This window comes from Occultella aeris, assembly GCF_902703175.1.
GTDB classification, from domain to species: Bacteria; Actinomycetota; Actinomycetes; order Actinomycetales; family Beutenbergiaceae; genus Occultella; species Occultella aeris.
Map to the genome: position 1 here is coordinate 31,393 of NZ_CACRYJ010000071.1, position 26,765 is coordinate 58,157.

Annotated in this window: 20 protein-coding genes; 2 read left to right on the forward strand and 18 right to left on the reverse strand. The window is 71.2% G+C overall.

The annotated features are described in order from the left end of the window. Nucleotides 1-166: 166 nt before the first annotated feature. Nucleotides 167-595 (reverse strand): HIT family protein, encoded by a 429-nt coding sequence (locus HALOF300_RS25790; protein WP_156743752.1) that lies wholly within the window; start codon nucleotides 593-595, stop codon nucleotides 167-169. A gap of 111 nt (nucleotides 596-706) precedes the next feature. On the opposite strand from HALOF300_RS25790, the gene HALOF300_RS25795 reads away from it, so the two are divergent. Continuing rightward, nucleotides 707-1,237 (forward strand): hypothetical protein, encoded by a 531-nt coding sequence (locus tag HALOF300_RS25795; protein WP_156743753.1) that lies wholly within the window; start codon nucleotides 707-709, stop codon nucleotides 1,235-1,237. A 66-nt stretch (nucleotides 1,238-1,303) separates the two neighbouring features. On the opposite strand, the gene HALOF300_RS25800 is transcribed toward HALOF300_RS25795, so the two are convergent. The 4 genes from HALOF300_RS25800 to HALOF300_RS25815 are packed head-to-tail and all read right to left on the reverse strand — an operon-like array spanning nucleotide 1,304 to nucleotide 5,147. Then, entirely contained in the window at nucleotides 1,304-2,059 is a 756-nt protein-coding gene (locus HALOF300_RS25800) for an iron ABC transporter ATP-binding protein (RefSeq protein ID WP_156743754.1), read from the reverse strand. After that, nucleotides 2,056-3,114 carry an iron chelate uptake ABC transporter family permease subunit gene (locus HALOF300_RS25805; protein ID WP_156743755.1) on the reverse strand — a complete coding sequence of 353 codons (1,059 nt, stop codon included), beginning with the start codon at nucleotides 3,112-3,114 and terminating at the stop codon, nucleotides 2,056-2,058. Before HALOF300_RS25805 ends, HALOF300_RS25800 begins: the two co-directional genes overlap by 4 nt. Beyond that, on the reverse strand, nucleotides 3,107-4,096 hold the full coding sequence (locus tag HALOF300_RS25810; protein ID WP_156743756.1) for an ABC transporter permease: 990 nt from the start codon (nucleotides 4,094-4,096) through the stop codon (nucleotides 3,107-3,109). The genes HALOF300_RS25805 and HALOF300_RS25810 overlap by 8 nt, the downstream gene beginning before the upstream one ends. Nucleotides 4,097-4,106: 10 nt before the next feature. Further along, a complete protein-coding gene (locus tag HALOF300_RS25815) occupies nucleotides 4,107-5,147 on the reverse strand; it encodes a siderophore ABC transporter substrate-binding protein (RefSeq protein ID WP_156743757.1) in 1,041 nt (346 codons plus the stop codon). Nucleotides 5,148-5,364: 217 nt separating this feature from the next. Between HALOF300_RS25815 and HALOF300_RS25820 the strand changes: the two genes are divergently transcribed. Then, a complete protein-coding gene (locus tag HALOF300_RS25820) occupies nucleotides 5,365-6,261 on the forward strand; it encodes an aminodeoxychorismate lyase (RefSeq protein ID WP_231955784.1) in 897 nt (298 codons plus the stop codon). A 26-nt stretch (nucleotides 6,262-6,287) separates the two neighbouring features. On the opposite strand, the gene treZ is transcribed toward HALOF300_RS25820, so the two are convergent. The 13 genes from treZ to pnuC all read right to left on the reverse strand — a co-directional run bounded on the left by treZ (nucleotide 6,288) and on the right by pnuC (nucleotide 26,763). Then, on the reverse strand, nucleotides 6,288-8,078 hold the full coding sequence (gene treZ / locus HALOF300_RS25825) for a malto-oligosyltrehalose trehalohydrolase (RefSeq protein WP_231955785.1): 1,791 nt from the start codon (nucleotides 8,076-8,078) through the stop codon (nucleotides 6,288-6,290). Then, nucleotides 8,075-10,567 carry a malto-oligosyltrehalose synthase gene (gene treY, locus HALOF300_RS25830; RefSeq protein WP_156743759.1) on the reverse strand — a complete coding sequence of 831 codons (2,493 nt, stop codon included), beginning with the start codon at nucleotides 10,565-10,567 and terminating at the stop codon, nucleotides 8,075-8,077. The genes treZ and treY overlap by 4 nt, the downstream gene beginning before the upstream one ends. Continuing rightward, the gene (glgX, locus tag HALOF300_RS25835; RefSeq protein WP_156743760.1) at nucleotides 10,564-12,780 is read right to left on the reverse strand and encodes a glycogen debranching protein GlgX; all 2,217 of its coding nucleotides are present in this window, start codon (nucleotides 12,778-12,780) and stop codon (nucleotides 10,564-10,566) included. The genes treY and glgX overlap by 4 nt, the downstream gene beginning before the upstream one ends. 50 nt (nucleotides 12,781-12,830) lie before the next feature. After that, nucleotides 12,831-14,411, reverse strand: coding sequence for a molybdopterin-dependent oxidoreductase (locus HALOF300_RS25840; RefSeq protein WP_156743761.1), 1,581 nt, complete (start codon nucleotides 14,409-14,411; stop codon nucleotides 12,831-12,833). Between the two features lie 70 nt (nucleotides 14,412-14,481). Next, nucleotides 14,482-16,629: a DEAD/DEAH box helicase gene (locus tag HALOF300_RS25845; protein ID WP_156743762.1), complete on the reverse strand. Its 2,148-nt coding sequence runs from the start codon at nucleotides 16,627-16,629 to the stop codon at nucleotides 14,482-14,484. A 213-nt stretch (nucleotides 16,630-16,842) separates the two neighbouring features. Further along, nucleotides 16,843-18,549, reverse strand: coding sequence for an FAD-dependent oxidoreductase (locus tag HALOF300_RS25850; RefSeq protein ID WP_231955786.1), 1,707 nt, complete (start codon nucleotides 18,547-18,549; stop codon nucleotides 16,843-16,845). Between the two features lie 28 nt (nucleotides 18,550-18,577). Further along, entirely contained in the window at nucleotides 18,578-20,011 is a 1,434-nt protein-coding gene (locus HALOF300_RS25855) for an AMP-binding protein (RefSeq protein ID WP_231955787.1), read from the reverse strand. Continuing rightward, nucleotides 20,004-20,627: a hypothetical protein gene (locus tag HALOF300_RS25860; RefSeq protein ID WP_156743763.1), complete on the reverse strand. Its 624-nt coding sequence runs from the start codon at nucleotides 20,625-20,627 to the stop codon at nucleotides 20,004-20,006. Before HALOF300_RS25860 ends, HALOF300_RS25855 begins: the two co-directional genes overlap by 8 nt. Then, nucleotides 20,624-22,390, reverse strand: a complete 1,767-nt coding sequence (locus HALOF300_RS25865; protein WP_156743764.1) for a hypothetical protein — start codon at nucleotides 22,388-22,390, stop codon at nucleotides 20,624-20,626. The genes HALOF300_RS25860 and HALOF300_RS25865 overlap by 4 nt, the downstream gene beginning before the upstream one ends. Beyond that, a complete protein-coding gene (locus HALOF300_RS25870) occupies nucleotides 22,387-23,424 on the reverse strand; it encodes a serine/threonine-protein kinase (RefSeq protein WP_156743765.1) in 1,038 nt (345 codons plus the stop codon). The genes HALOF300_RS25865 and HALOF300_RS25870 overlap by 4 nt, the downstream gene beginning before the upstream one ends. Continuing rightward, a complete protein-coding gene (locus HALOF300_RS25875) occupies nucleotides 23,421-25,061 on the reverse strand; it encodes a MoxR family ATPase (RefSeq protein ID WP_156743766.1) in 1,641 nt (546 codons plus the stop codon). The genes HALOF300_RS25870 and HALOF300_RS25875 overlap by 4 nt, the downstream gene beginning before the upstream one ends. After that, nucleotides 25,058-26,119, reverse strand: a complete 1,062-nt coding sequence (locus HALOF300_RS25880; protein ID WP_156743767.1) for an AAA family ATPase — start codon at nucleotides 26,117-26,119, stop codon at nucleotides 25,058-25,060. The genes HALOF300_RS25875 and HALOF300_RS25880 overlap by 4 nt, the downstream gene beginning before the upstream one ends. After that, on the reverse strand, nucleotides 26,116-26,763 hold the full coding sequence (pnuC, locus tag HALOF300_RS25885; protein WP_156743768.1) for a nicotinamide riboside transporter PnuC: 648 nt from the start codon (nucleotides 26,761-26,763) through the stop codon (nucleotides 26,116-26,118). Before pnuC ends, HALOF300_RS25880 begins: the two co-directional genes overlap by 4 nt. Between the last annotated feature and the right edge of the window lie 2 nt (nucleotides 26,764-26,765).

A 26,765-nucleotide genomic window follows, 5' to 3' on the forward strand; every position in this document is an offset into this window, starting at 1 on the left:
CCAACTCTAGAACACACGTGCGACATCGGGTACTGGGCTGTGGACAAACACTTGGCTCCAGGCGAGGAGGGGCGAGTCAAGGCTGCCCTGGCCAGGGGTGGCCGAGTCAACGGGTGCCCGGATGGGAGACCCAAAGGCCCAGGCTGCGTCTCAGCACCTGCCGAGGTCAGTGCTCGGGCACGAACTCGGCGTGCCCGTCGCGCCGGAGCTGCTCCCGTAACGTTGCGGCCGCCCGATCGGCGTCCGCATCGGGGACCTCGCGCATGACATTGCGCAGGTCGAAATCATCCGGGGTCCGGCTCGGCCACACGTGCACGTGGGCGTGGGGGACCTCATAGCCTTCGATCAGCACCCCGATCCGCTGAGCGTCGAACGCGCTCCGCTGTGCCACACCGATCATCTGCGCCACCGCGAAGACGTGCGCGGCCACGTCCGCCGGGAGGTCGACCCACTGGTCGACCTCCGCCCGCGGGACCACCATGGTGTGTCCGAGCCGGCGTGGTTGGATCGTCAGGAACGCGACGCAGATCTCATCGGCCCAGACGAACCGGCCGGGGATGTCGCCGTCGATGATGCGGGTGAACAGGGTCGCCATGGCCGCCACCGTAGCGCGCAAGCGGTCGGCTCACGTGACGACCGCGGCGCCCGTGGTGCTCGCCACTCTCCCTCTCCGGGTCGAGAACTGCACGCGAGTACCTTTCCCCTCATGGACTCGGTCGATGATCCGTTCGCGGCGTGGAGAGCGTTGGAGGCGCAGCGTGAAGCACTTCCGCTCGAGACTCAGGCGATCTTCATCCTTATCTGCGTCGAGAGCATCTTGTCGATGCGCCCAACACGAGACCCCGCGGGCCAGGAGTACCTCCGCGTCATCTGGGACTTGTTCGACGGGGACCGCTCAAGGCTGCCGATGGTCGCCGACACCTTGGAAGAGCGCGTAGACATCGACGACCGCGACGAACTGGCCGCCCTGTTCCACGCGGTCAGGGCACTTCGTGGATCCCACGAGGACGCCGCGTGGGGAGCGCACCGTCTGCTCGACGACGCCTACGAACGCATCCCCAGAGCCGTCGACCAAACCTCCTTCCCACCGCTGGCTGATGAGACAGCACACGAAGTCGTCCAGGACGAGCTTCGCTGGCAGCGCTCAGTCCTCGAATCACTGAGCGCCGCGGACCTTGCTGCGCGCATCGTGTACCTGCGTGAGCGAGCACGAACTCGCCGCGGGGTTGGCCACTGAGGCACACGCCGCAGGCGCCAGTAGCGCGTGATGGCCATCAGCTGCGGGGCTGCGGGCCGATAGGGCTCAGTAGTACACCGCCAGCGCCCCGTTCGGCCCGTCGATGACCTGCACGTCGGTGTCGAAGACCCGGGTCAGGACCTCATCGGTCATGATCACATCCGGGGTGCCGAACTCGACCACCCGCCCGTCCTTGACCGCGCAGATGTGGTCGGAGTACTGCCCGGCGAAGTTGATGTCGTGCAGCACCACGATGATCGTCCGGCCGAGCTCGGTCGCCGCACGCTTCAGGTGCCGCATCATCTGCACCGAGTGCTTCATGTCGAGGTTGTTCAAGGGCTCGTCGAGCAGTACGTGGTCGGTCTCCTGGCAGAGCACCATCGCCACATAGGCACGCTGGCGCTGCCCGCCGGAGAGCTGGTCGAGGTACCGGTGCTCGAGGTCCGTCAGCTCGAGGAAGTCGATCGCCTTGCTGATCGTGTCCTCGCAGTGCTGCGTCAGCCGGCCCTTCGAGTACGGGAACCGCCCGAAGCCGACCAGCTGTCGGACCGTCAGCCGCGTGATGAAGTGGTTCTCCTGCCGCAGGATCGACACGATCTTGGCGAGGTCCTTCGAGGCGGTGGACGCGACGTCGAAGCCCGCGATCTCGATCGCGCCCTCGTCCATGCCCATCAGCCGCCCGATCATCGTCAGCAGGGTCGACTTGCCCGCCCCGTTGGGGCCGACCAGCGCCGTGATGCCACCCGTCGGGATCTGCAGGTCGACCGGCCCGATCGTCACCTCGTCGCCGTAGCTCTTGCGTACGTTGGTCAGGGTGATCACAGCCGGCCCTTCCTGAGGATGACGAAGAGGAACACCGACCCGCCGACGAGCTCGATGATGATCGAGACGACGCCCTGGGCGTAGAAGACGTTCTTCATGATGAAGTACGCGCCGGCCAGCACCACGAAGCCGGTGAGCACCGCCACCGGGAAGATGTGCCGATGATCGGCGGAGCCGGCGAACTGGTAGGCGAGAGTAGCCACGAGGAAGCCGAGGAACGTCATCGGGCCGACCAACGCCGTCGACGTGGCCATCAGCAGGGACACGAGGAACAGCACCTTCATGATCTCGGACTTGTGGTTCAGTCCGAGGTTGATCGTCGCCTCGCGGCCGAGGGTGAGGACGTTCAGCCGATGGGACCGCAGCCACAGCGCGACCGAGGCCACGACGCACAACGGGATCGCCACCGGGAAGTAGTCCGGGTCCGCATTGGAGACGGAGCCGAACAGGCGCGCGGTGAGCACGTCGAAGTCGCTCGGGGTGAGCAGCCGCTGCATGAACGTCGAGATCGACCCGAGCCCGCCGCCGATGATGATGCCGATCAGCAACATGATCTGCAGGTTCCCGTACCGCCCCGAGAGCAGCCACCCGTACAGCAGCAGGGACAGGCCGACCATGACGGCCACCTGAAGCACGAACTGGGGCAGCCCGGTCAGCGCGACGAGCCCGGTGACGCCGAGGAAGTAGATCGCGGACGTCTGGATGGCGATGTAGAGCGATTCGAAGCCCATGATCGACGGCGTGATGATCCGGTTGTTCGTGGCCGTCTGGAAGCTCACGGTCGCCGTTGCCTGGCAGACGGCGACGATCGCCATCACCAGGATGGACGTCGCGCGCATCTGGGCGATCCGCCAGAACCCGTCGGACCCGACCGGCAGCGGGTTGTCCCACGCGAGCAGACCGAAGGCGAACCCGACGGCGAGCACGACGAGGACGGACAGCACGATCCAGTAGCGGCGGCGTGCGCGCGGGTGCGGGAAAGATCCCGACGTGCGCCGGCGCACCGGCGGGGTGCGGCGCTCGGCGGCCGGCCGGGTGATCGTGGCCTCAGCCATGACGTCGCTGCCGCAACAGGAGGGCGATGAACGCGACGGCGCCGACGACGCCGAGGATGAGCGAGACCGGCACCTCGAACGGCGCGATGATCGTCCGTCCGACCAGGTCGCACACGGTCACGATGGCGATCCCCAACAGACACACCCACGGCAGGTTGCTGCGCAGGTCGTCGCCCCGGAACATCGAGACGATGTTCGGCACGATCAGGCCGAGGAACGGCAGGTTCCCCACCACCACGGTGACGACGCCGGTCGCGATGGCGATGAGTCCGGTCCCGAGCATGATGACCCGGTCGTAGTTCAGGCCGACGTTCGTGGCGACCTCCTTGCCGAGCCCGGCCACCGTGAACCTGTCCGCGACGAGGAAGACCGCGACCACCACGACCGCCACGATCCAGAGCGCCTCGTACTGGCCGCGCATGACCGAGGTGAAGCTCCCCGCGAACCAGATGCCGAGGCTCTGCAGCATGTCCGTCTGCAGCGCGATGAAGGTGGACACCGAGCCGACCACGGCGCCGAACATGATCCCGACGATCGGCACGATCAGCGAGGACTTCAGCGAGACCCGGCGCAGGAACAGGAAGAAGACGAACGTCCCGACGAACGCGGCGAGGACCGCTCCGCCCATCCGGGCGGCGATGCTCGCGCCCGGGAACAGCACCATCACGCCGAGCAGGCCGAGGCCGGCCCACTCGGTGGTCCCGGTGGTGGTCGGCTCGACGAACCGGTTCTGGGTGAGCAGCTGCATCATGAGCCCGCACATGGACATCGCGGCCCCGGCGAGAACCAGCGCGAGGGTCCTCGGGATGCGAGTGATGGCGAACATCCTGGCGCCGTCCGGGTCGCCGAAGATGTCGAACTGCCCGGTGAACAACGAGACGACGAGCAGCACGGCGACGCCGAGCGCGCCGAGGAGCAGCCTCCAGTCGAAGAGGCGGCCCTCGGCGCGACCCGGCGTCGCTTTGGAGAGGGTCGTGGTCACGTCGCCCGGCTCAGGCTTTGCCCTCGAGCGCGTCGGCGAGGGTGTTGAGGAACTCCGTGTAGGTCTGGATGCCCTCGTTGGTGTAGGTGTCCGCCGGCATGTAGACGATATTGCCCTCGGTGACGGCGGTGACGTTCGCCAGCGCCTCGGATCCCTCGAGGATCTCCGCGCCGGGCACGTAGGCCGGGTCGTCCGCGCTGATGGCGGCGTCGCGGTCCATGACGAGGATCCAGTCGGGGTTGGAGTCTGCGATGGCCTCCACGGAGATGTCGTCACCCTGGTGGTCGTCGGTGCCCTCGGGCACCTCGAGGGCCGGGGTGAAGCCGAAGATGTCGAAGAGCGGCCCGAGTGCGCGGCCGATGCCGGGTGCGATGTAGCCGATCTCGCCGCCGGAGGTGTTGACGGCCATGACCGTGCTGTCGGCGGAGTAGGCGGCCTCGACGCGTGCTATCGCGGCGTCGAAGTCCGCGATCAACTGCTCGGCGTCGTCCTGATGGCCGAAGACCTCACCGAGCACCGTGATCTGCCGACGCAGTTCGGAGTCGAACGGCTCGCCGTCACGCGGGTCGAGCTCGAGGATGACGGCGTCCGGGGCCAGGTCCACGAAGTCGTCGTGGTACTGGGCGAAACGCTGGCCGTTGACGATCAGGTCGGGTGCGACGGCGACGACGGCCTCGAGGTCCGGCTCGTTGTGGTTGCCGAGGTCGATGATCGTCTCGTCCTGGGTGTAGGCGATGGTGTCGGGCATCAGCGACACGGCCGCGGCGGACAACTCGACGCCCCAGTCCGAGAGGGTCTCGAACGTGCGGTTGTCGGTCGCGACGATCGACTCCAGCGGCAGGTCGATCGTCTGGGTGCCGTTGTTGTCCTCGACCTCGACGGACGTGGCCTCAGCGGTGGTGACGTCCTCGGCGGTCGTCTCGTCGCCGGCGGTGGCCTCCCCGCCACAGGCCGCGAGGGCGAGCACGCAGGCGGCGGCCAGGGCGGCCACGAGGCCGCGGGTGGCTCGTCGGCTGCTGGGGGCATGGGCGAGGGTGGGACGGGGTGACATGGATCAGTCCTTCGGCGCGTGATGTCGGGAAGGCGACCGAGTCGTGCTCGGCCTGGACACGTTCACCCTATGGGTGAGCAAAGCCTTACCTAACCAACGTCTCCATGAGATTGATCACAGCCAAGTGTCATAAAACGTTCATGGCCTGGCTGGTCGCCGAAGGGTCGACGACGACGGCGCTGCCGTTCTCTAGGTCGCCGCGCCTATGCTTTCGGCTGTGTCGACAGAACCCGTGCTCGTCCTGGTCAGCGCTCCCACCGAGGGCGAGCCGGTCGCCGGGCCGGGCTTCGCCCTGGCCGACCCGACCGTGCCGCACCTGGACGTCAACGACCTCGGCGCCGTCCGCGGGGACGGGGTGTTCGAGACGATCGGGGTGATCGACGGACATCCGCAGGCCCTCGATGCCCACCTGCTCCGGTTCGCGCGGTCCGCGGCGCAGCTCGAGCTGCCGGCGCCGCGCCTGGACGTCTGGCGCGAGGCGGTCCTGGCCGCCGTCGAGGCCGCGCGCTCGGCGGGCACGCTCGCCGCGGAGGCCGGCGCGAAGACCGTGCTCACCCGCGGCGTGGAGGGGACCGGCGTGGCCACGGGCTGGGTTCGGCTCAGCGCCGCGCCCGACATGAGCACCGCCCGGCGCGACGGGGTCCGGGTCATCACCCTCGACCGGGGCTTCCCGGCGGACGTCGCCCAGCGCGCCCCGTGGCTGCTGCAGGGCGCCAAGACGCTCTCCTACGCGATCAATATGGCCGCCCTGCGGCACGCGCGCAGCCGCGACGCCGACGACGTGATCTTCGTCAGCTCCGACGGCGCCGTCCTCGAAGGGCCGACGGCGAACGTCCTGGTGCGCATCGGCGACGAGGTCATCACGCCGCCCACCGACCAGGCGATCCTCGCCGGAACAACCCAGGCGCGGGCGTTCGACTTCTTCGCCGGCCGGGGTCTGCGGACCAGCGAACGCCGTCTCGGCGTGGCGGAACTGGCGGACGCGGACGGCCTCTGGCTCACCTCGAGCGTCCGGCTGGTGGTCCCCGTCACCACGCTCGACGGTGTCGCGTGCGCCGTGGACGCCGACCTCACCGAGGGCCTGTTGCGGCACCTGCGCACGGTCACGGACTGATCCACGCCCGGACTCTGCGGTGCCGGTCAGCCCAGCACGGCCACACTCTCGGCCGGAAGCCGCACGCCGTCGGCCGTGATCGCGTCCGGGCGTAGGTCGTCCGAACTGAGCAGCACCCGCAGGCCGGCGACCTCGGTCAGCGGCACCACGTGTTCGGCCGGCCCGACGTTGATCGCGATCACGACCGAGCCCCGCCTGATCCGTAGCCACTGCGCGTCGGCGTCGTGGTCCACCATGGTGGCGCGCCGGTCCCCGCTGCGCAGGTCAGGGGTGCGGGCCCGGAGCGCGATCAGGTCGCGGTAGAACGCCAGGATGCGAGCGTGGTGACCACGCCGGCGCTCGTCCCGGTCCAGGGTGGATGCGGTGACGGTGGCCGCGTCCTGCGGATCCGGGGGCAGCACGTCGTCGCCGTACAGCTCCGCCCAGCCGTGCGCACCGAACTCGCGGGCCCGGCCGTCCCGGATCGACTGCGCGAGCTCCGGCTCGGCGTGGTCGGTGAAGAACATCCACGGCGTGCTCGCGCCCCACTCCTCGCCCATGAACAGCATCGGCGTGAACCCGGTCGTCAGCAGCAGCGCCGCGGAGATCGCCTGCCGCCCCTCGCTCAGGCTCGCGGCCGGCCGGTCGCCCCGACCCCGGTTGCCCACCTGGTCGTGGGTGGTGGTGGACACCACGAACGCGTGGCCGCTCACGTCATCGGGCACGGGCGCGCCCCACACCTGGCCGCGGAACGACGAGAACACGCCGTTGTGCACGAACACGTCGGTGAGCGCCTTGGCGAGGGCCTCGTAGGACCCGAAGTCGGCGTAGTAGCCGTGCCGCTCGCCGGTCAGGAACGCATGGATGGCATGGTGCACGTCGTCATCCCACTGCGCGGTCATGCCGAGGCCGCCGTCGGAGACCGGCGTGACCATGGCGACGTCGTTGAGGTCCGACTCGGCGATGAGGCCGAGCGGCCTGCCGAGGTGGTCGGCACACTGCCCGACGGCGGTGGCCAGTTCGGCGAGCAGGTGCACCGAGGAGTCGTCCACCAGGGCGTGCACGGCGTCGAGCCGGAGGGCGTCGAGGTGGAAGTCGCGTAGCCACCGCAGCGCGTTGTCGATGATGAACGCGCGCACCTCGGTCGAGCCGGCGCCGTCGAGATTCACAGCCTCACCCCACGGTGTCTCGTGGCGGTCGGTGAAGTAGGGGCCGTACCGGCTCAGGTAGTTCCCTGACGGGCCCAGATGGTTGTAGACCACGTCGAGGGCGACGCCGAGGCCGAGTCCATGGGCGCCGTCGACGAACCGCTGCAGTGCGCCCGGCCCGCCATAGGCCTCGTGCACGGCGAACAGGTCCACTCCGTCGTAGCCCCAGCCGGCCCGCCCCGGGAACGCCGCCACCGGCATGAGCTGGACGACCTCGACCCCGAGGTCCACGAGGTCGCCGAGCCGGGTCAGTGCCGCGTCCAGGGTGCCTTCGCCGGTGAACGTGCCGACGTGCAGTTCGTAGAGCAGCGCGCCGCGCACATCGATGCCGGGCCAGTGGGCGTCGGTCCAGGCATGTGCGCCCGTGTCGAAGGTGCGTGAGGGCGCGTGCACCCCGTTCGGCTGCCACGGGCTGCGCGGGTCGGGGAGCGGGTCGCCGCCGTCGAGCCGGAAGGCGTAGTCGGTGCCGTGAGGGACCGACTCCGAGGTCTCCCACCAGCCACCGTCCAGGGCGTGCATGGGCACGAGCCGGTCACCCAGGTCGGCGGTGACGTCGCGCGCCGACGGCGCCCAGACCCGCAGGCGTGCGGCGCCGGTCGCCTCGCTGCCGCCCGGGCCGTTCCCGCTCACGGCGCGGCCTCCAGGACCGCCACGGGAGAATCGGCGAGGAGGACGGCCAGATCCACCGAGCCGCCGTCGTGCTCGGCGCCGGTCAGTACGTCCCGCCAGGATCCTTCGGGAAGTACCACGGTCCTCGCCCCCCACCCGCCACCGGCGGCGAGGCCCACCGACAGCCTGGTGACGACCGTGACCACGGCGGGGACGCCGTCGGCCGTGCGGGCGAACGCGACCGCGTGTCCCGTGGACGTCGGCAACGGCTCGTAGCCGGCGATAGCGCCCACGAAGGCCTCGGGCCGGCGGCGTCGCAGGCGCAGCACCGCGGCGGTGAGCCGGAGCTTCTCGGCGGCCAGATCCCGGGGCGAGGCACCGCCGTCGAGCCGATTGAGCTCGCGGGCGAGCGGCTCGTGATCCACCGGTCCCCGGTTGTCCGGGTCCACAAGGGCAACCAAGGTTGACTCGGCGCCCTGATAGGTGTCAGCGACCCCGGGCAGGGTGAGCTGGAGTGCCTTGGTCGCGAGCGTCGCGGCACGCACCGGCTCGGCGGTGAGGCGGACCCACTCGGTGAGGATCTGCGCCACGTCCGGGTCCCCACTGAGTGCGGCCACGAAGGTCGTGAGCGCGTCCTCGCCGGCGGTGTCGGGCGAGGTCCAACTGGTCCAGGTCTTCGCCTCCCGGGAGGCTTTCACGAGGTACCCGGAGAGCCGCTCCGCCGTGATCGGGCCGTCGGCGGTCCATGTGCCGGCAAGTGTCTGCCAGAGCAGGTTCTCGGTGCGGCCGTCGAGGTCGGCGGGCCGGACCTGCACGGTGGTGGCACGCAGGGCGGTCACGGCTTGCTGCCACGGCCCGGACAGCTCGGACAGCACACCGACCCGGGCGCGGACGTCCTCGCCGCGCTTGTTGTCGTGCGTGGACCCGGCGGTCATCGTGGCCGGCCGTTGCATCTGGGTGTTCGCGGCCCAGGCGTGCAGCTCGTCGCCGTCGATCGAGAACGTCTGCGGCGCACCACCGACCTCGCACAGCGCGGTCAGGTGCGTCCACCGGTAGAACGCCGTGTCCTCGACGCCCTTGGCGACCACGGCCCCGCAGACCTGCTGGAACCGGACGATCACCTCGTTGCGGCGCGCTTCATGGTGACGTCCGGCGCTGCCGACCTCGCGGCCGAGTACGAGGTCGACCACGACCTCGAGGGTCTCCGCACGGTCCGGCTCGAGCCGGGTCGCGGCCACCTGCGCCCACTCGCGGACTAGGTTCTCGCTGGCCCCCGGAGCCACCTCGCCGGGGACCACGTATGCGCGGTATCGGTCACAGGCCACCACGAGCTCGGTGACGCAGTCGGTGATCGCGCGCAGGGTGTGGTCGCGGAGCCGGACGTCGTCGTGGCACAGGTCCGCGATCAGGGACGAGAGGCGATGCACCTCCGCGTACAGCGGGCCGGTGGCGATCTCCCGCTTGGCCGTCTCGGTCAGCTGCGGCAGCGTCCCGACCGAGTCGCCGGTGAGTTCGGTCAGCACAGCGCCGAGCGGTCCCGCGCCGGACGGGTCGATGAGGACCTGGCCGATCCGCCACGCGGCGTCGTACCCGGTGGTCCCGGCGGTCGGCCAGTCCGCCGGCAGCGTCTCGTCCGCCTCGAGGATCTTCTCGGCCACGGTCCAGGCGCCGCCGGTGCGCTCGTCCAGGCGCCGGAAGTAGCCGCGGGGATCCGCGAGCCCGTCCGGGTGGTCGATGCGGAAGCCGTCCACGAGACCGGCATCGAAGAGTTCGAGGAGCAGTGCGTGCGTGGCATCGAACACCTCCGGGCGTTCCACCCGGATGGCCACGAGCGAGCCGACGTCGAAGAACCTGCGGTAGTTCAGCTCCTCGTCCGCGACCCGCCAGTAGGCGAGCCGGTAGTGCTGGCGCTCCAGCAGTTCGGCGAGCGGCAGATGCTCCGTGCCGGGCCGGATCGGGAACCGGTGCTCGAAGTAGCACAGCACGGGTTCGTCGGCGCTGATGCCGGACTCGGGCTCGTCCAGCCGGGACACCGTCAGCTCGCCATCGGCCATCGCGGCGCCCAGCCGGCGCCCGAGGACGGGCATCAGCACCTGCGCACCCTCGCCGAGGTCCACATCGAACCAGGACGCGTACGGCGACTCCGGCCCCTGCGCGAGCACCGACCAGAGCACCTTGTTCAGGCTCGCCGGGGTGGGCACCGCCATATGGTTCGGCACCACGTCGACGATGACGCCGAGGTCACGCGCCCGGGCGGCCGCGACGAGTCGTTCGAACGCCGGCCGGCCACCCAGCACGTCGGACAGCCGGCCGTGGTCGATGACGTCGTAGCCGTGCGTGGACCCGGGTGCGGCGGCGAGCACGGGGGACAGGTACAGGTCGGTGACACCGAGGTCACTCAGGTAGCCCACCTTGGCGGCGGCGTCGTCGAACCCGAGGTCCGGGCCGAGTTGCAGACGATAGGTCGAGATCGGGGTGCGGCGGGCGAATCCGTGGGTGCGGTCGGTCACTGCGTGCGGCCTCCGCGCGTGCGTCTGGTGGTCGGGGGAGTCTCGGCGGCCGCCGGTGACGGCGCGGACAGGGCGCTCTCGGTCTCCACCGCACTCAGGCGGGCGAGGATGACGATACTGCGGGCCGTGACGGCGACCTGCTCGCGGGGTTCGTAGGAGGCCCCTAGGTCCTGATCGGTGTCGGTACTGAGGACCGGGCTCCAGCCGGCACCGAAGTCGGCGTCCGGCAGACTGAACTCGATGTCGTCGGCGTCGGCGTTGATGAGCAGGTAGAGGGAGTCGTCCGTGACCCGGCGTCCGCGCACGTCCGGTTCCTCGATCGCCTCACCGTTGAGGAACACCGCGACCGACCGGGCGAACCCGGTGTTCCAGGCGTCGGGTCCCATCGCCGTGCCGTTCGGTTCGAACCAGGCAAGATCGGGCAGCTCCGGCAGGCCGTTCGCAGGCGACGTGGAGCCGTTGAAGAACCGGCGACGGCGGATCACCGGATGGTCCGCACGGAAGGCGATCAGGCGGCGGGTGAACGCGAGCAGCGCGTTCTGTTCCTCGTCGAGGTCCCAGTGCACCCAGGCCAGTTCGTTGTCCTGGGCGTAGGTGTTGTTGTTGCCGTCCTGGGTGCGGCCCATCTCATCGCCGTGGGCGATCATCGGCACCCCTTGGGACAGCAGCAGGGTGGTCAGGAAGTTGCGCTGCTGGCGTGCCCGCAGCGCGTTCACCTCCACGTCGTCCGTCGGGCCCTCGACGCCGCAGTTCCAGGACCGGTTGTGGCTCTCGCCGTCCTGGCCGTCCTCGCCGTTGGCGTCGTTGTGCTTGTCGTTGTAGGAGACCAGGTCCCGCAGGGTGAAACCGTCGTGCGCCGTGACGAAGTTGATCGACGCGATCGGGGTGCGCCCGGTCTGCTCGTACAGGTCCGAGGATCCGGTGATCCGGCTCGCGAACTCGCCGAGTGTGTCCGGCTCGCCGCGCCAGAAGTCGCGCACGGTGTCCCGGTACTTGCCGTTCCACTCGGTCCACAGCGGTGGGAACCCACCAACCTGGTACCCGCCGGAGCCGAGGTCCCAGGGCTCGGCGATCAGCTTGACCTGGGAGATCACCGGGTCCTGCTGGATGATGTCGAAGAACGAGGACAGCCGGTCGACCTCGTGGAACTGACGAGCCAACGTGGCCGCGAGGTCGAACCGGAACCCGTCCACGTGCATGTCGGTGATCCAGTACCGCAGCGAGTCCATGATCATCTGGAGCACGTGCGGGGATCGCATCAGCAGTGAGTTGCCGGTGCCGGTCGTGTCGAAGTAGTGCCGCTTGTCGTCGTCGACGAGCCGGTAGTAGGAGGCGTTGTCGATCCCGCGGAAGGACAGCGTCGGGCCCAGGTGGTTGCCCTCGGCGGTGTGGTTGTAGACCACGTCGAGGATGACCTCGATGCCCGCTGCGTGCATGGCCTTGACCAGGCTCTTGAACTCGAGCACCTGTTCGCCCCGGGTGCCGAACGCGGAGTAGTCGTTGTGTGGGGCGAAGTAGCCGATCGTGTTGTAGCCCCAGTAGTTGCTCAGGCCCTTCTCCGTGAGCGGGGGGTCCTGGACGAACTGGTGCACGGGCATGAGTTCGATCGCGGTCACGCCGAGGTCCACCAGGTGGGAGACCACCGACGGGTGCGCGAGCGCGGCATAGGTGCCGCGGATCTCGTCCGGCACGTCCGGGTGCAGCATCGTCATGCCCTTGACGTGCGCCTCGTAGATGACGCTGTCGTGGTACTCCCGGTCCGGTGGCCGGTCGTGGCCCCAGTCGAAGAACGGGTTCGTGACGACAGAGGTCATCGTGTGCGGCAGCGAGTCGTCGTCGTTGACGACGGTCTGGAAGTCGGGGTCGTCGAAGCGGTAGGCGAACAGGGCTTCGTCGCCGTCGATCTGGCCGTCGATCGCCTTCGCGTACGGGTCCAGCAGGAGCTTGTACGGGTTGCAGCGGTGGCCACGGTCAGGGTCGTACGGGCCGTGCACCCGGTAGCCGTACCGCTGCCCCGGCTGCACCGTGGGCAGGTAGACGTGCCACACGTATGCGTCCGTCTCGGTGACCTCGCAGCGGGTCTCGTTCCCGTCGTCGTCGATCAGGCACAACTCGACCCGCTCCGCGACGGAGGAGTACAGCGCGAAGTTCGTTCCGGTGCCGTCGTAGGTGGCACCCAGGGGGTAGGGATGTCCGGGCCAGGTCTGTTGCATATGCCCAAGAGTGCCATCTCGGTACGATCCGCGCGTGACGGCGGCTGCGCTCAGTCGACGTACACGTAGATGGTGTGCCAGCCGGTGGCGCCGTCGGGGATCACGCCCTCGACCGTCGAGGTCTGCACGCCGTCCGGGTCGTAGGCCCGGGAACGCAGCGTGTGCTGGCCGGGTTGGGCATCGGTCCAGGACCAGGACCACTGTCGCCAGGTGTCCACGCTCGCCTCATCCGCCAGCGTCGCCTCCTCCCACGGACCCTCGTCTACCTGGAGCTCCACCTTCGCGATGCCGCGGTGCTGTGCCCAGGCGGCCCCGCCGACGGCGACGTCCCCGGCGCTCACGTGGGCACTCGGACGCGGGACGGAGATGCGCGACGCGGTCTTGATCGGCCCGCGCTCGGACCAGCCGCGGTCGGTCCAGTAGGCCGTCGCGTCCGCGAACCGGGTCACCTCGAGCTCGACGACCCACTTCGTGGCCGAGACGTAGCCGTAGAGTCCCGGCACCACCATCCGGACCGGGAACCCATGCTCGGTCGGCAGCGGCTCGCCGTTCATCCCGACCGCGAAGATCGCGTCGCGGTCGTCGGTGAGCACCTCGATCGGGGTGGACGCGGTGAAACCGTCGATGCTGCGGGAGAGGACCATGTCCGCCTCGGGCAGCGGCACCGCCTCGGCGAGGACCTCCCGGATCGGTAGCCCGAGCCAGAGCGCGTTGCCGACCAGGTCGCCGCCCACCGGGTTGGACACGCACGTGAGCGTCACGTGGGTCTCGACGAGGTCCCGGGCGAGGAGGTCGTCCAGGTTCAGCTCGACCTCGTTCTCGACGAGCCCGTGCACCCGGACCGTCCATGCCGCGGGATCCACGTCCGGCACGATCAGCGCGGTGTCGATCCGGTAGAAGTCCTCGTTCGGGGTGACGAACGGCTCGACGCCCTCGGTGGCGGATTGCACGCCGTCCGGCAGCGGCGGCGCGGGCATCGCGGGGGCCGGCAGCTGGAGCAGGTCGCGGGCCCTCGAGGCGGTGGACCTCGCCGCCGTGACGATCACGCCCGTGAGCGCGGAGGCCGCCGCGACGACGCCGACCACGGTCGCCGAGCGCATGAACGAGCGCCGGTCGGTCCCGACGGCGTCCCGGGACGCGTCATCGAGGTCGTCGCCGGGGTCCTCGCGGGGACCGTTGAGTGTCTCGACCATCGCGCGCAGCGCGATGACACCGGCACCCGCGCCGACCAGCGCCGGCAACCAGGCGAGCATCCCGGTACCGGCCCGCCCCATGGCGGCCACGCCACAGATTCCGGCGAGAACGACCACGGCGAGAGCGGCCGCCGTCGGGCGTCGCACCGCGAGAAGGCCGATGCCGTAGGCGAGCGCCGCAGCCACCAGGGCCATGCATCCGAACAGCACCGCCTTGTCCGCAGTCCCGAACGTTGACGCCGCGAAGTCCTTGAGCCAGGTGGGCGTGGCGTCCACGACGGCGCCCCCGAGGGCGATGAACGGGGAGGCGTCCGGGTCGATGATCGCGGCCACCAGGTGCCCCACGGTCAGGGTCAGCGCCGCGGCGAGCAGACCCGCGACACCCGCGCTCCGACGGATCGTGGCGGGGGTGGGTGGCGAGATCGTCGAGACGCCCATATTCACGAGGGTACGCTCCGGCGCGCGCGCGCGGCCGGAGGCCCGATGGGGACCTCTGCCCGGCGGGCGATCAGCCCTCCAGGGCCTGCACCATCAGGTGCACGAGGGCGTCGAGCTGGACCGAGTCGCTGCTGACGATCTCCTCGTCGCTGCCGTCCAGGGCACGGGCGGCCAGGCTCTGCTTCGCGTCGATGAGCTCGGCGATCTTGGTGTCGATCGTGTGCGCGGCGAGGATCCGCCAGGCGGTGACCGGCTCCTCCTGACCGATCCGGTGCACACGGTCGATCGCCTGGTCCTGCTCGGCCGCGGTCCAGGAGAGCTCGGCGAGGACCACGTTGGAGGAGGCGTGCAGGTTGAGGCCTACGCCGGCCGCGAGCAGTGAGCACACCGCAACGGACACGTCGGAGTCGTTCTGGAACGCGTCGATGGCGGCCTGTCGCTGCGTGGTGGTCTGATCGCCACGGATCGACACCGTGCGCAGGCCCGCGTCGGCGAGCATCCGCTCGGCGGTGTTCATGACGTCGATGTGCTTGGCGAAGAAGACGACCTTGCCGACCGAGTGCACCAGCTGCGCGGCGTAGTCCGCGGCGAGGGTGGCCTTGGCCTGCCCGATCTTGCGGACCATCGTGAACACGTTGTCGCCGTCGGCGGTCGGTGAGGTCGAGTCCAGCTCGGCCTGCGCCACCCGGCGCATGAGCTCCAGGTCCGGCTCGTGGTTGTTCGGGATGCCACCCTCGCGGGCCTCGAGCATGCGCAGGTACCGGTTCACGAGGCGCTGACCGAGCTCGTGCTCGGCCGCGCGGATCGAGCGGCCGATCTCGCCGTCCAGCTCCACCGGAAGATCCGCCACCCGCTTCGCGGGCAGGTCCTTCGCGACGGCGGCCTTGGTGCGGCGCACGATGCCCATGTCGATGACGGCGGCGCGGGCCTGGGGGTAGAAGCCGCGATCGGCAGGGGTCAGCCCGGTGGCCTCGAGCCGGCGGGTCAGCCGCGGGGACGGCTGCTGGCCGTCGGTCCAGCCGAGGAACTGCCAGATGGCGTTGAAGTCCTCGACGTCGTTGATCAACGGGGTACCGGTGAGCGCCATCAGCAGTGGGTTGTGGGTGGGCTCGCGGTCGCGGATCCGCTTGGCGAGGGACAGTACGTGCTGAGAACGCTGGGACGTGAGGTTCTTGATGAAGTGGGCCTCGTCCACGACCATCGAGCGGAAGCCGAGGTTGGACAGCCAGGACAGGTGCCGGTCCAGGATCGCGTAGTTCACCACGAACACGTCCGCGAACGCGTCCATGTCCCGGCCGTCACCGTGGATCACGGTGACCCGGCGCTGCGGGGTCCACCGCTCCACCTCGCGGGACCAGTTGATCTTCACGACGTTCGGGACCACGGCCAGCATCGGGTAGGCGTCCGCAACGGAGGCCGCGATCACCGCCTGAGCGGTCTTGCCGAGCCCCGGCTCGTCGGCCAGCAGGAACGTGCGGTGGCCGCGGCGCACGCTCTCCAGCAGCTGGATCTGGTGCGGCATCAAGTCGAGCCCGGGTGGGGAGAAGCGGTCGATCTTCGGGACCGGAGGCAGATTCATGCTGGCGGCGCCACCGCCGGCGCCCTGCTCGAAGGCCCGGTACAGCGGGTCGATCAGATCCCAGCCGGACAGGTAGCCGACCGGCTCGGGGTCGGCGGGCCGGGACAGGTCCGGTTCGAGGAACGGGTTCGCGCGGACCCTGGCGCGCACGGCGACGGGCACGACCTGCTTGGCGGCGAGCTGCTCGGGCACGACCTCTTCGCGGCGTTGCTCCGGCGCCTTGATCTGGCGTTCCTCCTCGCTGAGCTCGGCACCGGACTCGAGCAGCCAGTCCAGGCGCATCCGCTGGGTGGCGGCAGACGGTGTCCCGTTCGGCTCGAGCAGCGACAGCAGGGAGGTGTCCTGGGCCGCGGTACGCGCGAGGATGGTGGCGACGCCGTCGAGGCGCTTCATCAGCTCGGTGCGGGTGCCGCCCGAGAGTGACTCGTCCGCCTTGATGCGAGCCCGCTCGGAGCGCACCAGGAGCGCGATCACCTGGAACTTGGTGCGGTTCGTCGGCCCCACCTTGCCGTTGGCGGACTTCGCCTCCACCTCGCGCACCCGGCGGGCGAGGATGGGTAGCAGGGGCGCGGGGTCGTTCTGGCGGGCAGAGCGGGTCCCGTTGCGACCCGAGGTACGGCGGCGGCCGTTCGACGGCATGATCCTCCTGGAAAGGTCGAGGCCCGGACCATGGGTCCGCACTCTCGAGAGGCGTGGCGTCCCGGATGCGGCGACGGACTTCAGAGCCGACGTCATAATCGACGGTCGGGCCGACCCGCGTGGGGACCTGCGCTAGGAGCGATGCTACGGGAAAGCGGCCTTTCCGTGCACGTCCTCACCGCATCCCGAACTGTGGCCCCCCTCACACCCGGTTCAGAGCGCGAGGTGGGAGTGCACCTGGGCGACGGCGGAGGCGCCCTCACCGCTGGCGGCCGCGACCCGTTTCATCGACCCGTCGCGCACGTCCCCGGCAGCGAAGATTCCCGGCACCGTGGTCTCCAGCGGGGCAGGTGGGAGCCCGTCGCGCCAGCGCTCGGTGGGCACGTCGCGACCGGTGAGGACGAAGCCCCTGGCGTCGCGGACGACCTCCGGCGGGAGCCAGCCGCATCCGGGATCCGCGCCGAGCAGGAGGAACAAGCCATCCGCGGATACCCGGTCGGGCTCGCTACCGGCGCCCGCCAGGGCGAGCCACTCCAGATACCCGGAACCGCCGCCGTCGACCACCCGTGCGCCGGTCCGCACCGAGATCCGGCGGTGCGTCCCGATCTCGTTGACCAGGTAGGCGGACATCGTCGCGGCCAGCCCGTCCCGGCGCACCACGATGGTGACGCTGCGGGCGAACCTGGCCAGGTGCAGCGCTGCCTGCCCCGCGGAGTTTCCACCGCCCACGACGAAGACGTCCTTGCCCGCCATGTCCCGGGCCACGCTCGAGGCGGCGCCGTAGTACACGCCGCGGCCGATGAGGGACTCGACGTCGGGTACGCCGAGGCGGCGGTAGCTGACCCCGCAGGCGATCAGGACCGCCCTCGCCCGTAGCTCGCCGTCCTCGTGCTCCACGACGTGCGGCTGACCCGGTGCCGTGGCCGGGCGCAGGCCGACCGCATTGCGGCCGGTGAAGATCCGGGCGCCGAACCGGGTGGCCTGGACCCGGGCGCGCAGGGCGAGACGCATCCCGGAGATGCCGCGGGGAAACCCCAGGTAGTTGCGGATCATCGAGCTCGTGCCGGCCTGTCCGCCGACGGCGTCGGCCTCCAGGACCACGGTGTTCAGCGCCTCGGAGGCCCCGTATACGGCCGCGGCGAGCCCGGCCGGACCGGCGCCGACGATGAGGAGGTCGGCGATGTGATCTGGCCCGAGGTCGTCCGGGGTGCCGTAGAACGCGCTGGCCACCGATCGCTGGGTCGCTTCGGCCAGTGGTGGACGGCCGAGGCTCTCGACGATCGGCAGCGCCGCGTCCGGACCGACCGCCGCGCGCAGTCGGCGGCCGACCTCGCTGTCCGGGGAGAACCGGGCGTACGCCATGCCCATCCGGTCGAGGAAGTCGCGGATGCCCGGGACCTCGCCGGACCGACCGTCATCCACGATGGAGACCTGGGTGACCTCCGGAGCCCGGGAGGACCAGGCCCAGTCCGAGAGGAAGTCCGAGATGGCGCCGTGGAACTCCTCGTCGCGCGGGCCCTGGGGGATCATCAGGTAGCTGTCGATGCGCCCTTGCGCCAGGGCGGCGCGCAGCCCGGCCAGCCCCGTGAAGAATGCCTCCGGCGCGGCCAGGATGATCCGGCGGCTGCGCGGGGTCTTGAGCCGGAGCGCGTCCATCAGCAACAGCGCGTCGCCGCTGACTCCGTGGTCGACGCCCACCAGGGCGACGTCCCGGCCACCGGTGACGAGCTGGACGAGCATCGCCTTGGCCGCCGGGCCCTCGACCACGGTGCGCACGTCGTAGTCCCGCGCATACCGGCTGGAGAACTCGGACTCGAGGGCGGCACGCCGGTCGGCGATGGTGACGACGACGATGACGGGAGGCGCTGCCGGATGGTCGGGTACGGCGGGCGCGTGGGGCAGCGTGGGTGGAGTGGTCACGTGGGCGAAGGTACGCCTGATCGACGCGCTATGGCGTGGCGCCGGGGAGGTCGGAGCTGAAGCGGCGGGGCTTTCCCGGGCCGAGGTCGGCTGGTCGGGCCAGGCGGGCGCTCCGCGGGCGGCGCCCGAGCAGGCGCTCGATGCTGCGCAGGGCGGGTTCCTCGTCGCCGCCGACGGCGCGCAGACCGAGCGCGCCGTCGGCGCCCTGGTGCAGGTGCCACGCGAGCGTGCCGTGGGCCTGGAGCACCTGGGTCAGGCCGACGGCGTCCACCCAGGTGCCGTCGGAGGCGGCGAACCGGACCGGGGTCCGGCCTTCGAGGTCGGCCAGGGCGCCGTCCGCGGTGAGCCTCGCGTGGTCACCGGTGCGGTACCGCAGCAACGGCAGGTACGGGTTCTCCGCGGAGGTCACCACGATCTCGCCGCGGTGCCCGGCGGCGACGCCGCGCCCATGCGCGTCGAGCACCTCGACGTGGTGATCCCGTGGGAGCAGGACGTGCGGTCCGCCGTCGACCGAAGCGGCGACCGGCCCGGTCTCCATCAGCCCGTAGACGTCGATCACGGGTGCGCCCCAGCGGGTACGGAGCAGGTCCCGGGCCGCAGGGGAGAGCGCGTTGGCGCCGCTGATGACGGCGACCGGGTGCAGCGCGACCTCGACGTCGGCGAGATCCACCAGCGCCGACGGTGTCGACGTGATCACCTGCGGCTGGACGGCGGCGAGGAACGCCTCCCGGTCCCCGGGCCGGCGCCAGGCGCTGGGGTGCAGGTTGATCCTGGCCAGGCCCGCCTGCTCGAATGCCGAGAGCAGGCTCGCGTAGGTGAACGCGGTCTCCTGGGAGACGACGCTGAGCACCGCGAGCCGGCCGGGGTCCGGGACCCAGTCCGCGCCGGCGAGCGCGACGAGCCGGCGCAACTGGATCAGGTCCGAGCCCACCGTGCGGGCGTGCTGGGGCAGCACCAGCGCGGCGCCGGTGCTGCCGGTGCTCGTCCCCGTGAACGCGTCCGCGAGGGATCGGTCCACCGGCACGAACGAGGCGAGGTCTGCGGCCAGGTCGGCACGGGTGATGGTGGGCACGTCCGCGAACGCCGGTGGTGTGCCGCGCCAGGTTCGCCGGTAGCGGGGCACGGTGGTGGCAGCCCGTTCGAGCAGGCCGGTGACCCACGACGGAGTTGCGGAGCCGGCGCTGGGTGGTTCGGTCCCGCTGATCTCGGCGTGCAGGTGCGCCAACGCGGCGAGGTCGTCGGCGTCGAGGCGGTCGCCGCACTCGTGCACCCACATGGGAGCGTGCGGATGCGCCCGCAGTGCGGCCAGCCGTGCCGCGCCGGGCCCGGTCAGGGTCGGCCAGCGTTCGGCGTCGGTGAGTGCGGTGTCCGCGAACGGCTCGTACTCGCCGAGGACCGGGTCGCCGTCGTGGTGCGGCGGTAGTGGTCGAGCCGGTGTCGCATCCATGGCGTCCTCAGACATAGGTGGTCCTTGCGGCGGCCTCACGGGCGCGCTTGTCCGCCAGTTGGGCGGCGAGCTCGGCCGCTCGGCGCTGTTCCTGGGCAAGTTCGGCCAGCGCTGCCGCGAGCGCGGGACTGCTCAGCGCGGTCAGCCGGTCAGTCGCGACCGCCTCGCTCTCCCCGCCCGGGCGTAGCCCGAGCAGGTCGAGGAACAAGCGGGCGGCCTCTTCCCGGGACCGCGAGTCGGCCACCCACTGTGTCGGCGGCACGTAGGCCGCGAGGGTGCCGACCATCCGTTGCGCCGTTTCGGTCAGCCGCTCCGGCGCCCACCAGCCGGTCCACGGACGCAGGGCGGGCCCGTGCAGCAGCGCCGCGAGGATCCCGATGGCGGCGCGGGTCGGACCCTGCGCGAGCTGTGCGAGTGGCTCGGCCGGGCCGTGGGCATCCCCGCCGCCCGGACGTTCGCGGGCGACGTCGGCGAGGGTGTCCGACCACAGCGCGAGGGCGTCCACCCCCGGATCCCACACGTCCGGCGGCGTCGCGGCGAGGTCGCGCATGAGGTCGGCCAGGGCCGGCCCGGGCGCGGTCCCGGTGCGCCCGCCCGGCTCGCTCGACGCCAGGTGCGTGGCGGCTCTCATCGTCTGTTCTCCGCATTCTCAAGATCCCAGACCCGGGCGGCGAAGTCCCGCGCGAACGGGATCAGGTCGTCCCAGGTGGAGACGGTGTAGACGTCGTAGTCGCCGGCCATCTCGGCGTACTGCTTGCGCGACGACTGCCCGAGGTTCAGGATCAGGGAGCCGCCACCGCGGGCGGCCACGAGGCAGTCCGCTGCCTCGCTCGTCGTCTCTCGGTTCCGCAGGAACATGGAGTTGACCCCCGAGTCGGAGACGACGGCGATGTGGCACCGACGGCCCGTCGCGGACCTCTCCCGGGGCCGGTCCTGCGTGCCGGTGCCGAGGTGGGTGGCCATCAGGTGCTCGAGCGGGAACGAGGTGCTCCCGCCGAAGTAGGCGACGACGGCGGCCAGGACCTCGTCGGCGTTCTCGGTGAACCCGTCGGTGCCGGCGACCTCGTTGGGGCCGGCCCACGTGGTCGCCTGCACCCTGGCCCCGGCGCGCAGCGCCGAGAGGGCCATGATCGCGCCGGCCAGTGCGAGCGGAGAACGCTGCCGCTGCGGATCGGGGATGGAGCCGGAGGAGTCGAGGTACAGATCGAGGTCGACGGGTACCCGGTCCGGTTCGGTGCCGGCGTCGCTGAGGTAGTCCCGGCGCTGCAACGTCACCCCCGGGATCGGCACGGGGCTGCGGACCAGCGACCCGGGCCAGTCGATGGCGCCGAGGTCCTCGCCGACATCCCAGTCTGTGAGGCCGGCCAGCAGCGGATCGGGGTGGGCGGGGGAGACGGTGCTCGGGAACGGCACCAGATGCGGGGCGGCGTTCTCGGCGTACCAGGCGATCGCGGCCCGGACCGGGTCCGACTCGAGGCCGAGCTGGCGCAGCACCGCCGCGTACGCGGCCGGCTCGAGCCCGTGCGGCCGTTCGTTCGTGACGGGCCCGGAGCCCTGGTCCGCGCCGGGCTCGTCGGATCCCGGCAGTGCCGGCACGCTCGGCACCACCCGCGGGTCGATGCTGGGATGCAGGGCCGGCGCTGCGAGCGACGGGTCGCTCGCGAGGCCGGTCGGGATGCCGCCGCCGTCCTCCTGCTGGTGACACACGACGCGCGAAAGGGTGAGCATCGGCATCTCCTCGGGATCGGGCACCAGTTGACGGACCAGTGCTCCGAACCCCGCCGCCCCACCGACGGGGTCGTCGGCGTACGCGCGCACCGCCCGGGCGAGCAGTTGCGCCTCCCGCTCCACGGGGCGGTCGGGTACGTCGGGGCCGGCGAGCGACCCGGTCGGCAGCGACCAGAGCAGCTCGTCGGTCCGCATCACGAGCCGCATGACGGTGTCCTCGCGGCGCGGCGGGCCGATCTGCCGCCATACCTCGTCCATGCGCAGACCGGCCCGGCGCTGCAGGCGGTCGTTGATGAGGAGGTCCGACCACAGGTTCGCCATCACGGGGGCGAGGTCGTCGCGGTCCACCAGGCCCGTTCGCATCCGGATGAGCACTCGGGCGGCGGTGCCGAGATCGCCCGGCGAGAGCACGTGATGGCCCACCTCGTGGGCGAGGATCTCGGTGGGCAGGCCGCTCAGCCCCATCTGCTTGATGAGGTCGAGGGCGATCGAGACCCGGACGTCGCGCAGATTGAACCAGGCGAAGGACCGCACGCCCTGCGGCCGGTCCGTCACACGGATGAGTTCCGGGCTGCTCAGTCGTAGGTGGCTGCCCCACGCGGCCAGGGCGTCCGGCCACGCCGCGTGCCACCGGGCGGCGAGCTGCTGCCGCTCCTGTGCCTTCATCGCCGGGCCACGTGCAAGTAGTAGGAGTGCTCGTGGGCCTGCACGGTCACAGTGCTGGATGGGCCAGCGGGGCCCGACGGCGAGGGCGCGGCCCAGGCGGGCCGGTCGCCACCGGCGGGGGCCGGCCTTGGCACGGCCCGGGAGCCGTGGATGTCGGCGCGGACCTCCCAGTACCGATAGGGCGGGAGATCGGCCTGCGAGTGTGCGGGCTCGATGTCGTCGGTGCCGGCAGCACCATCGTTCGGCGCCGACTCGGTGCGCACCCACCAGCGCAGCCCGTCCCCGCCGAGCAGTTCCGGGATCCGGACCCAAGGCCCCCCGAACCCGCGGAAGCCGCCGATGCGCCACGGACCCGTCAGCCCGGGCCACCACCATGGGTCCTGTGCGTTCCGGGCCAGCACGTCCCAGGGGTCGGCGTCGGCGGCCACGGGGGCATCCCACGGTGAGCCCGCCGCCCCACCCGGGCGCAGCCGCGCCGCACCGCCGAGCACGGACTCGGGCAGGTCGGCGGCCGCGCCGAGGGCCGCGCTGCGCCACTGCACCGCCCCGCACCGCCAGGCCGCGACGGTGACGGCGCCGCGCAGGTGGGTCGCCTCCGTCGCACCCGCCATGGCGGCACCGACGAGGTCGCGCCAGCGCACCGCGTCGACGGTGCCGCGCAGCCGGGTGACGGCCGTGATCAGGTCCGACAGCGCCGCCGCCGGATCCGGGCCGAGCGCCGGTGCGAGCCGGGGGACCCAGTCGAGCAGAACCGTGGTCGTCGGGTCGTGCGGATGCCACCGGCGCGCGCTCACGCGCGCGGCGGCGCGCGCCAGTACCTCCTCGGCGAGGGGGTCGAGACGCCCGGCCGGCAGCCCGGCCGTGGCGACGCCGTCAAGCATCACCCCGATGCGCTGCAGCGCGCGGTGCAGGTCCGCCCGGGGTGCTCCGGCCGCCTGGGCGCGGGCGAGGACGTCACCGACGTGGGAGCGTCGGCCCACCGCCCAGGTGCGCCACGCGCCACCCGGCTGCGCTGCCACGTCGGTCGCGGTCACGGGTTCGAGGACAGCCAGGTCAGGTAGTTCGTGTAGCGCTGGTGTGCGTACTTCAGCGCCAGTGCGTCGTCGTACAGGTGCCCGTAGAGCTTGCGAGCCATCGACCAGGAGTCGAGCACCCGCTCGATCCGGGCCAGTCGCACCCGTACGCTCGCGGCATCCACGCCGTCGAGCCCCGCGTGCAGCTCGTCCAGGAGCTCACCGACCGCATCACTGCCGTCCCGGTCGAGGGTGTCGTACTGCGCGCATGCGTCGTCGAAGATCCCGCGCAGCCAGGAGATCCGGTCCGTGCGCAGCGGGGCGCCCTCGTCGCCGTCGAACACTCCGGCCCGCAGGTCCGGGCTGATCTTGTCGTGCAGCACGAACGGCAGCACCGCGCGGACGTCCTCGATGCCCACCTCGGGGCGGCCCCGGAAGAACGCCATCGCCTTCGAGTAGGAGATGAGCGACTGCAGGGACCGGACCGAGAGCCCGTTCAGGGCGGAGGTGCCGATGTCGGAGAGTCGGTCCCGCCCGGTGTCCTGCGCTGCGATCTGGTGCACGTCCGCGCCGGCAAGGCGGGCCGTGTCCTTCGTGCGGTACTCGAACTGCACTCCGGCGCGCTCGAGGAACTCCAGCTGGGCGGCGAAGAACTCGATCCGGCGGCGCACGTCCGCGGGCATCGGCAGGGCCCGGATCGCGGCGTCGAGGGCGTCGTGCTCGGCCTCGGTGAACACGATCCCCTCCGGCACGTGCTCCTCGGGACGGAGCCGGCGCGCGGCCCGGTCCACCAGCTGGTCCAGGAACCGGGTGTTGAACGGCAGCGCGTGCGCCACGACGTCGATGCGGTCCTTGAGCGCCTCGACCACCTGGTAGGTGCCGCCGCCGGCGTCGTCATTGGCGGTCAGGTACCAGGCCGATGCGCCGGTGGAGTAGATCTGGTCGTAGACCTCGACGTAGCCGTCCGCGAGCACGGTGAGCAGCGCCGACTGGGTGCGCGTCGGGATCCGGTTGTACTCGTCCACGATCTTCACCCGCATGCCGAGCCAGGTGCGCCAGGCGACGTCCACCTCGCCGAGGGAGTCGGCCGAGATCAGGTCCTTCGGCAGCGGCGTGCCGAACATGTCCGTCACGGTCAGCTGTGGGTGGCCGTGCTGCATGGCCCGGCGCACCTCGCGGATCGGGTAGCCGGCGAGGATCCCCATCAGCACCGCGGACGCGGTCTTCCCACGGCCCGGCCCGCCGAGCAGCAGGCACCGGCCGCGCACGGCGAAGGTGAGCAGCGGCAGCAGCACGAAGCTCGAGTAGGACTGCGCGGACGGCAGCCGCAGCTCCGCCGCACTGTCCCCGAGCGCGAACGAGCGGCCGGCTGCGCCCGGGCGTTCGAACTCGATGTCGTAGTGCGGGGAGATGATCGCGTGGTTGACGATCCAGAAGTAGGCCTGCCGCACCTTCTCGTCGAGCCTGCTCGGGCCGGCCGACTCGGGCGCGAGCGGGGCGAACAGGTCGTCCACGCTCAGTTCGCGGCGGTCCTCGCCGCTCGCGGTGGGCAGGGTGGGGGCGGCGGAGACATCGCTGCGCCGACCCTGCTCGACGGCGGAGGCCGGGTCTGTGCTGTTGCGTGCTCCGTTGCTCCGGGGTGCTTCGGCCTCGTTCATCGGCGAGTCCTGCTTCCTGCGCGGTGCGCGTCGGTGCCGGCCTGTGGCAACGGATCGGCCAGCCGCCGGCCGTGGTCGAGGGCGTCGACGAGGTCGACGGCGGCCGCGAGCCTGCCGGCGGGGGAACCGCGCAGTTCGTGCCAGGGCACGCCGGAGCCGTCGAGGACCTCACGGAACCGAGCGCTCATCGCGTGCCGCAGGTGTTCGCCGTCCCGCAGGCCGTCCTGGACGAAGCCGATCTCGTCGCCGGTGAGCAGGTACAGATCGGGGCGCCGGCGCGCGGCGAGGGCCGTCACCGACGGCGACGCGGCTCCCACGTAACGCTCGTGCCAGACGGTGGTGGCGAGCACGTCGGTGTCGGCGATGAGGAGCGGTCGCGGGGTCCGCGCCGCGGCGGCGTCCTCAAGGCGGGCCTGTTCGGTGGCGACCAGGTCGAACTCGCTCGAGTGCCAGGGCGCGCTCAGCCCACCGGGCCGGATCTCGCTCCAGGTCCGCCCGAACTCCGGCACCTCCGGTGTGCCGTAGTGGGCGGTCAGGTCCCTGGCCAGGGTGGTGGTGCCGGTGGACTCCGCGCCGAGGACCACCACCCGCGTGGTCAGGTACGCGCGCACCGGCGCCGGCAACGCCCACCAGTGGCGGTGCGGATCGGCGCGCACGGCGGTCCCCGAGACGGGCACCTCCTGACGGGCCGGGTCGACCCGCACCCATTGGGCATCCAGCCGGTCCGCGAGCTCCACGCCGTACGCGTCCGAGGTGAACACCGCGTCGACGGGTTCGTCAAGCAGGGAGGTGATGACGGCGAGGTGGGTATCCCAGGCGGCGTCCGAGCCGTAGTCCACGGGGGTGTCGTCGACGGCGTGCACCACCCGGGCCTGGGGTGCTTCGGCGCGGATCCAGTCCGCACGGACCGATGCCGGAATCGACTCCACGGACGAGACCAGCACCTCGACGGTGAGGGCGTCACAGGAGCGCAGGCCGGTCCGGATCAGGTTCAGGTGGCCCGCGTGCAGCGGGTAGAACTTGCCCAGGACGAGGCCGTGCCGGAAGCGACGCGTCACGGGTGACCCGCCCGCGCAGTGCCCACGGCGTCCGGGTCCGCGGCATCGGCGTCAAGCACACCCGCGCCCACCCTGCCCACGGCGGGTGCACTGGCCAGCGCCTTGCGCCACTTGCGCATCCCGACCACACACATCGCGAGGTAGACCACGTACAGCACCGCCGTCAGCCACAGCCCTTGCGAGGCGTAGAGGCCGATCAGGACGACGTCGGTGACCAGCCATACCGTCCAGTTGCCGAGCCACTTGCGCCCGAGCATCACCTGCGCGACAACAGAGGACGACGTGGTCAGCGAGTCCCAGAACGGGACGGCGGAATCGGTCCACGCGGACAGGGCGAACAGACCCGCGATGGTGAGCAGTGCCGTCACTCCTGCCGCGCCGGCCCACGCCCAACCGGGCGTGCGCCGCACCACGAGCGCTGCGCCGTCGGGCCCGCGCCTGGTCCACCAGTACCAGCCGAGCGCTCCGACCACGGCGAACAGGACCTGCAGGGCAGCGTTCGCGTACAGGCCGGCGCCGGCGAACAGGATCAGGAAGGCGACGTTGTTGGCGAGCCCGATCGGGAACGTCCACACGTTCTGGCGAACGGCGAGCCACACGCAGATCGCACCGGTGACGAATCCGAAGACTTCCGTGGGGTCCACGC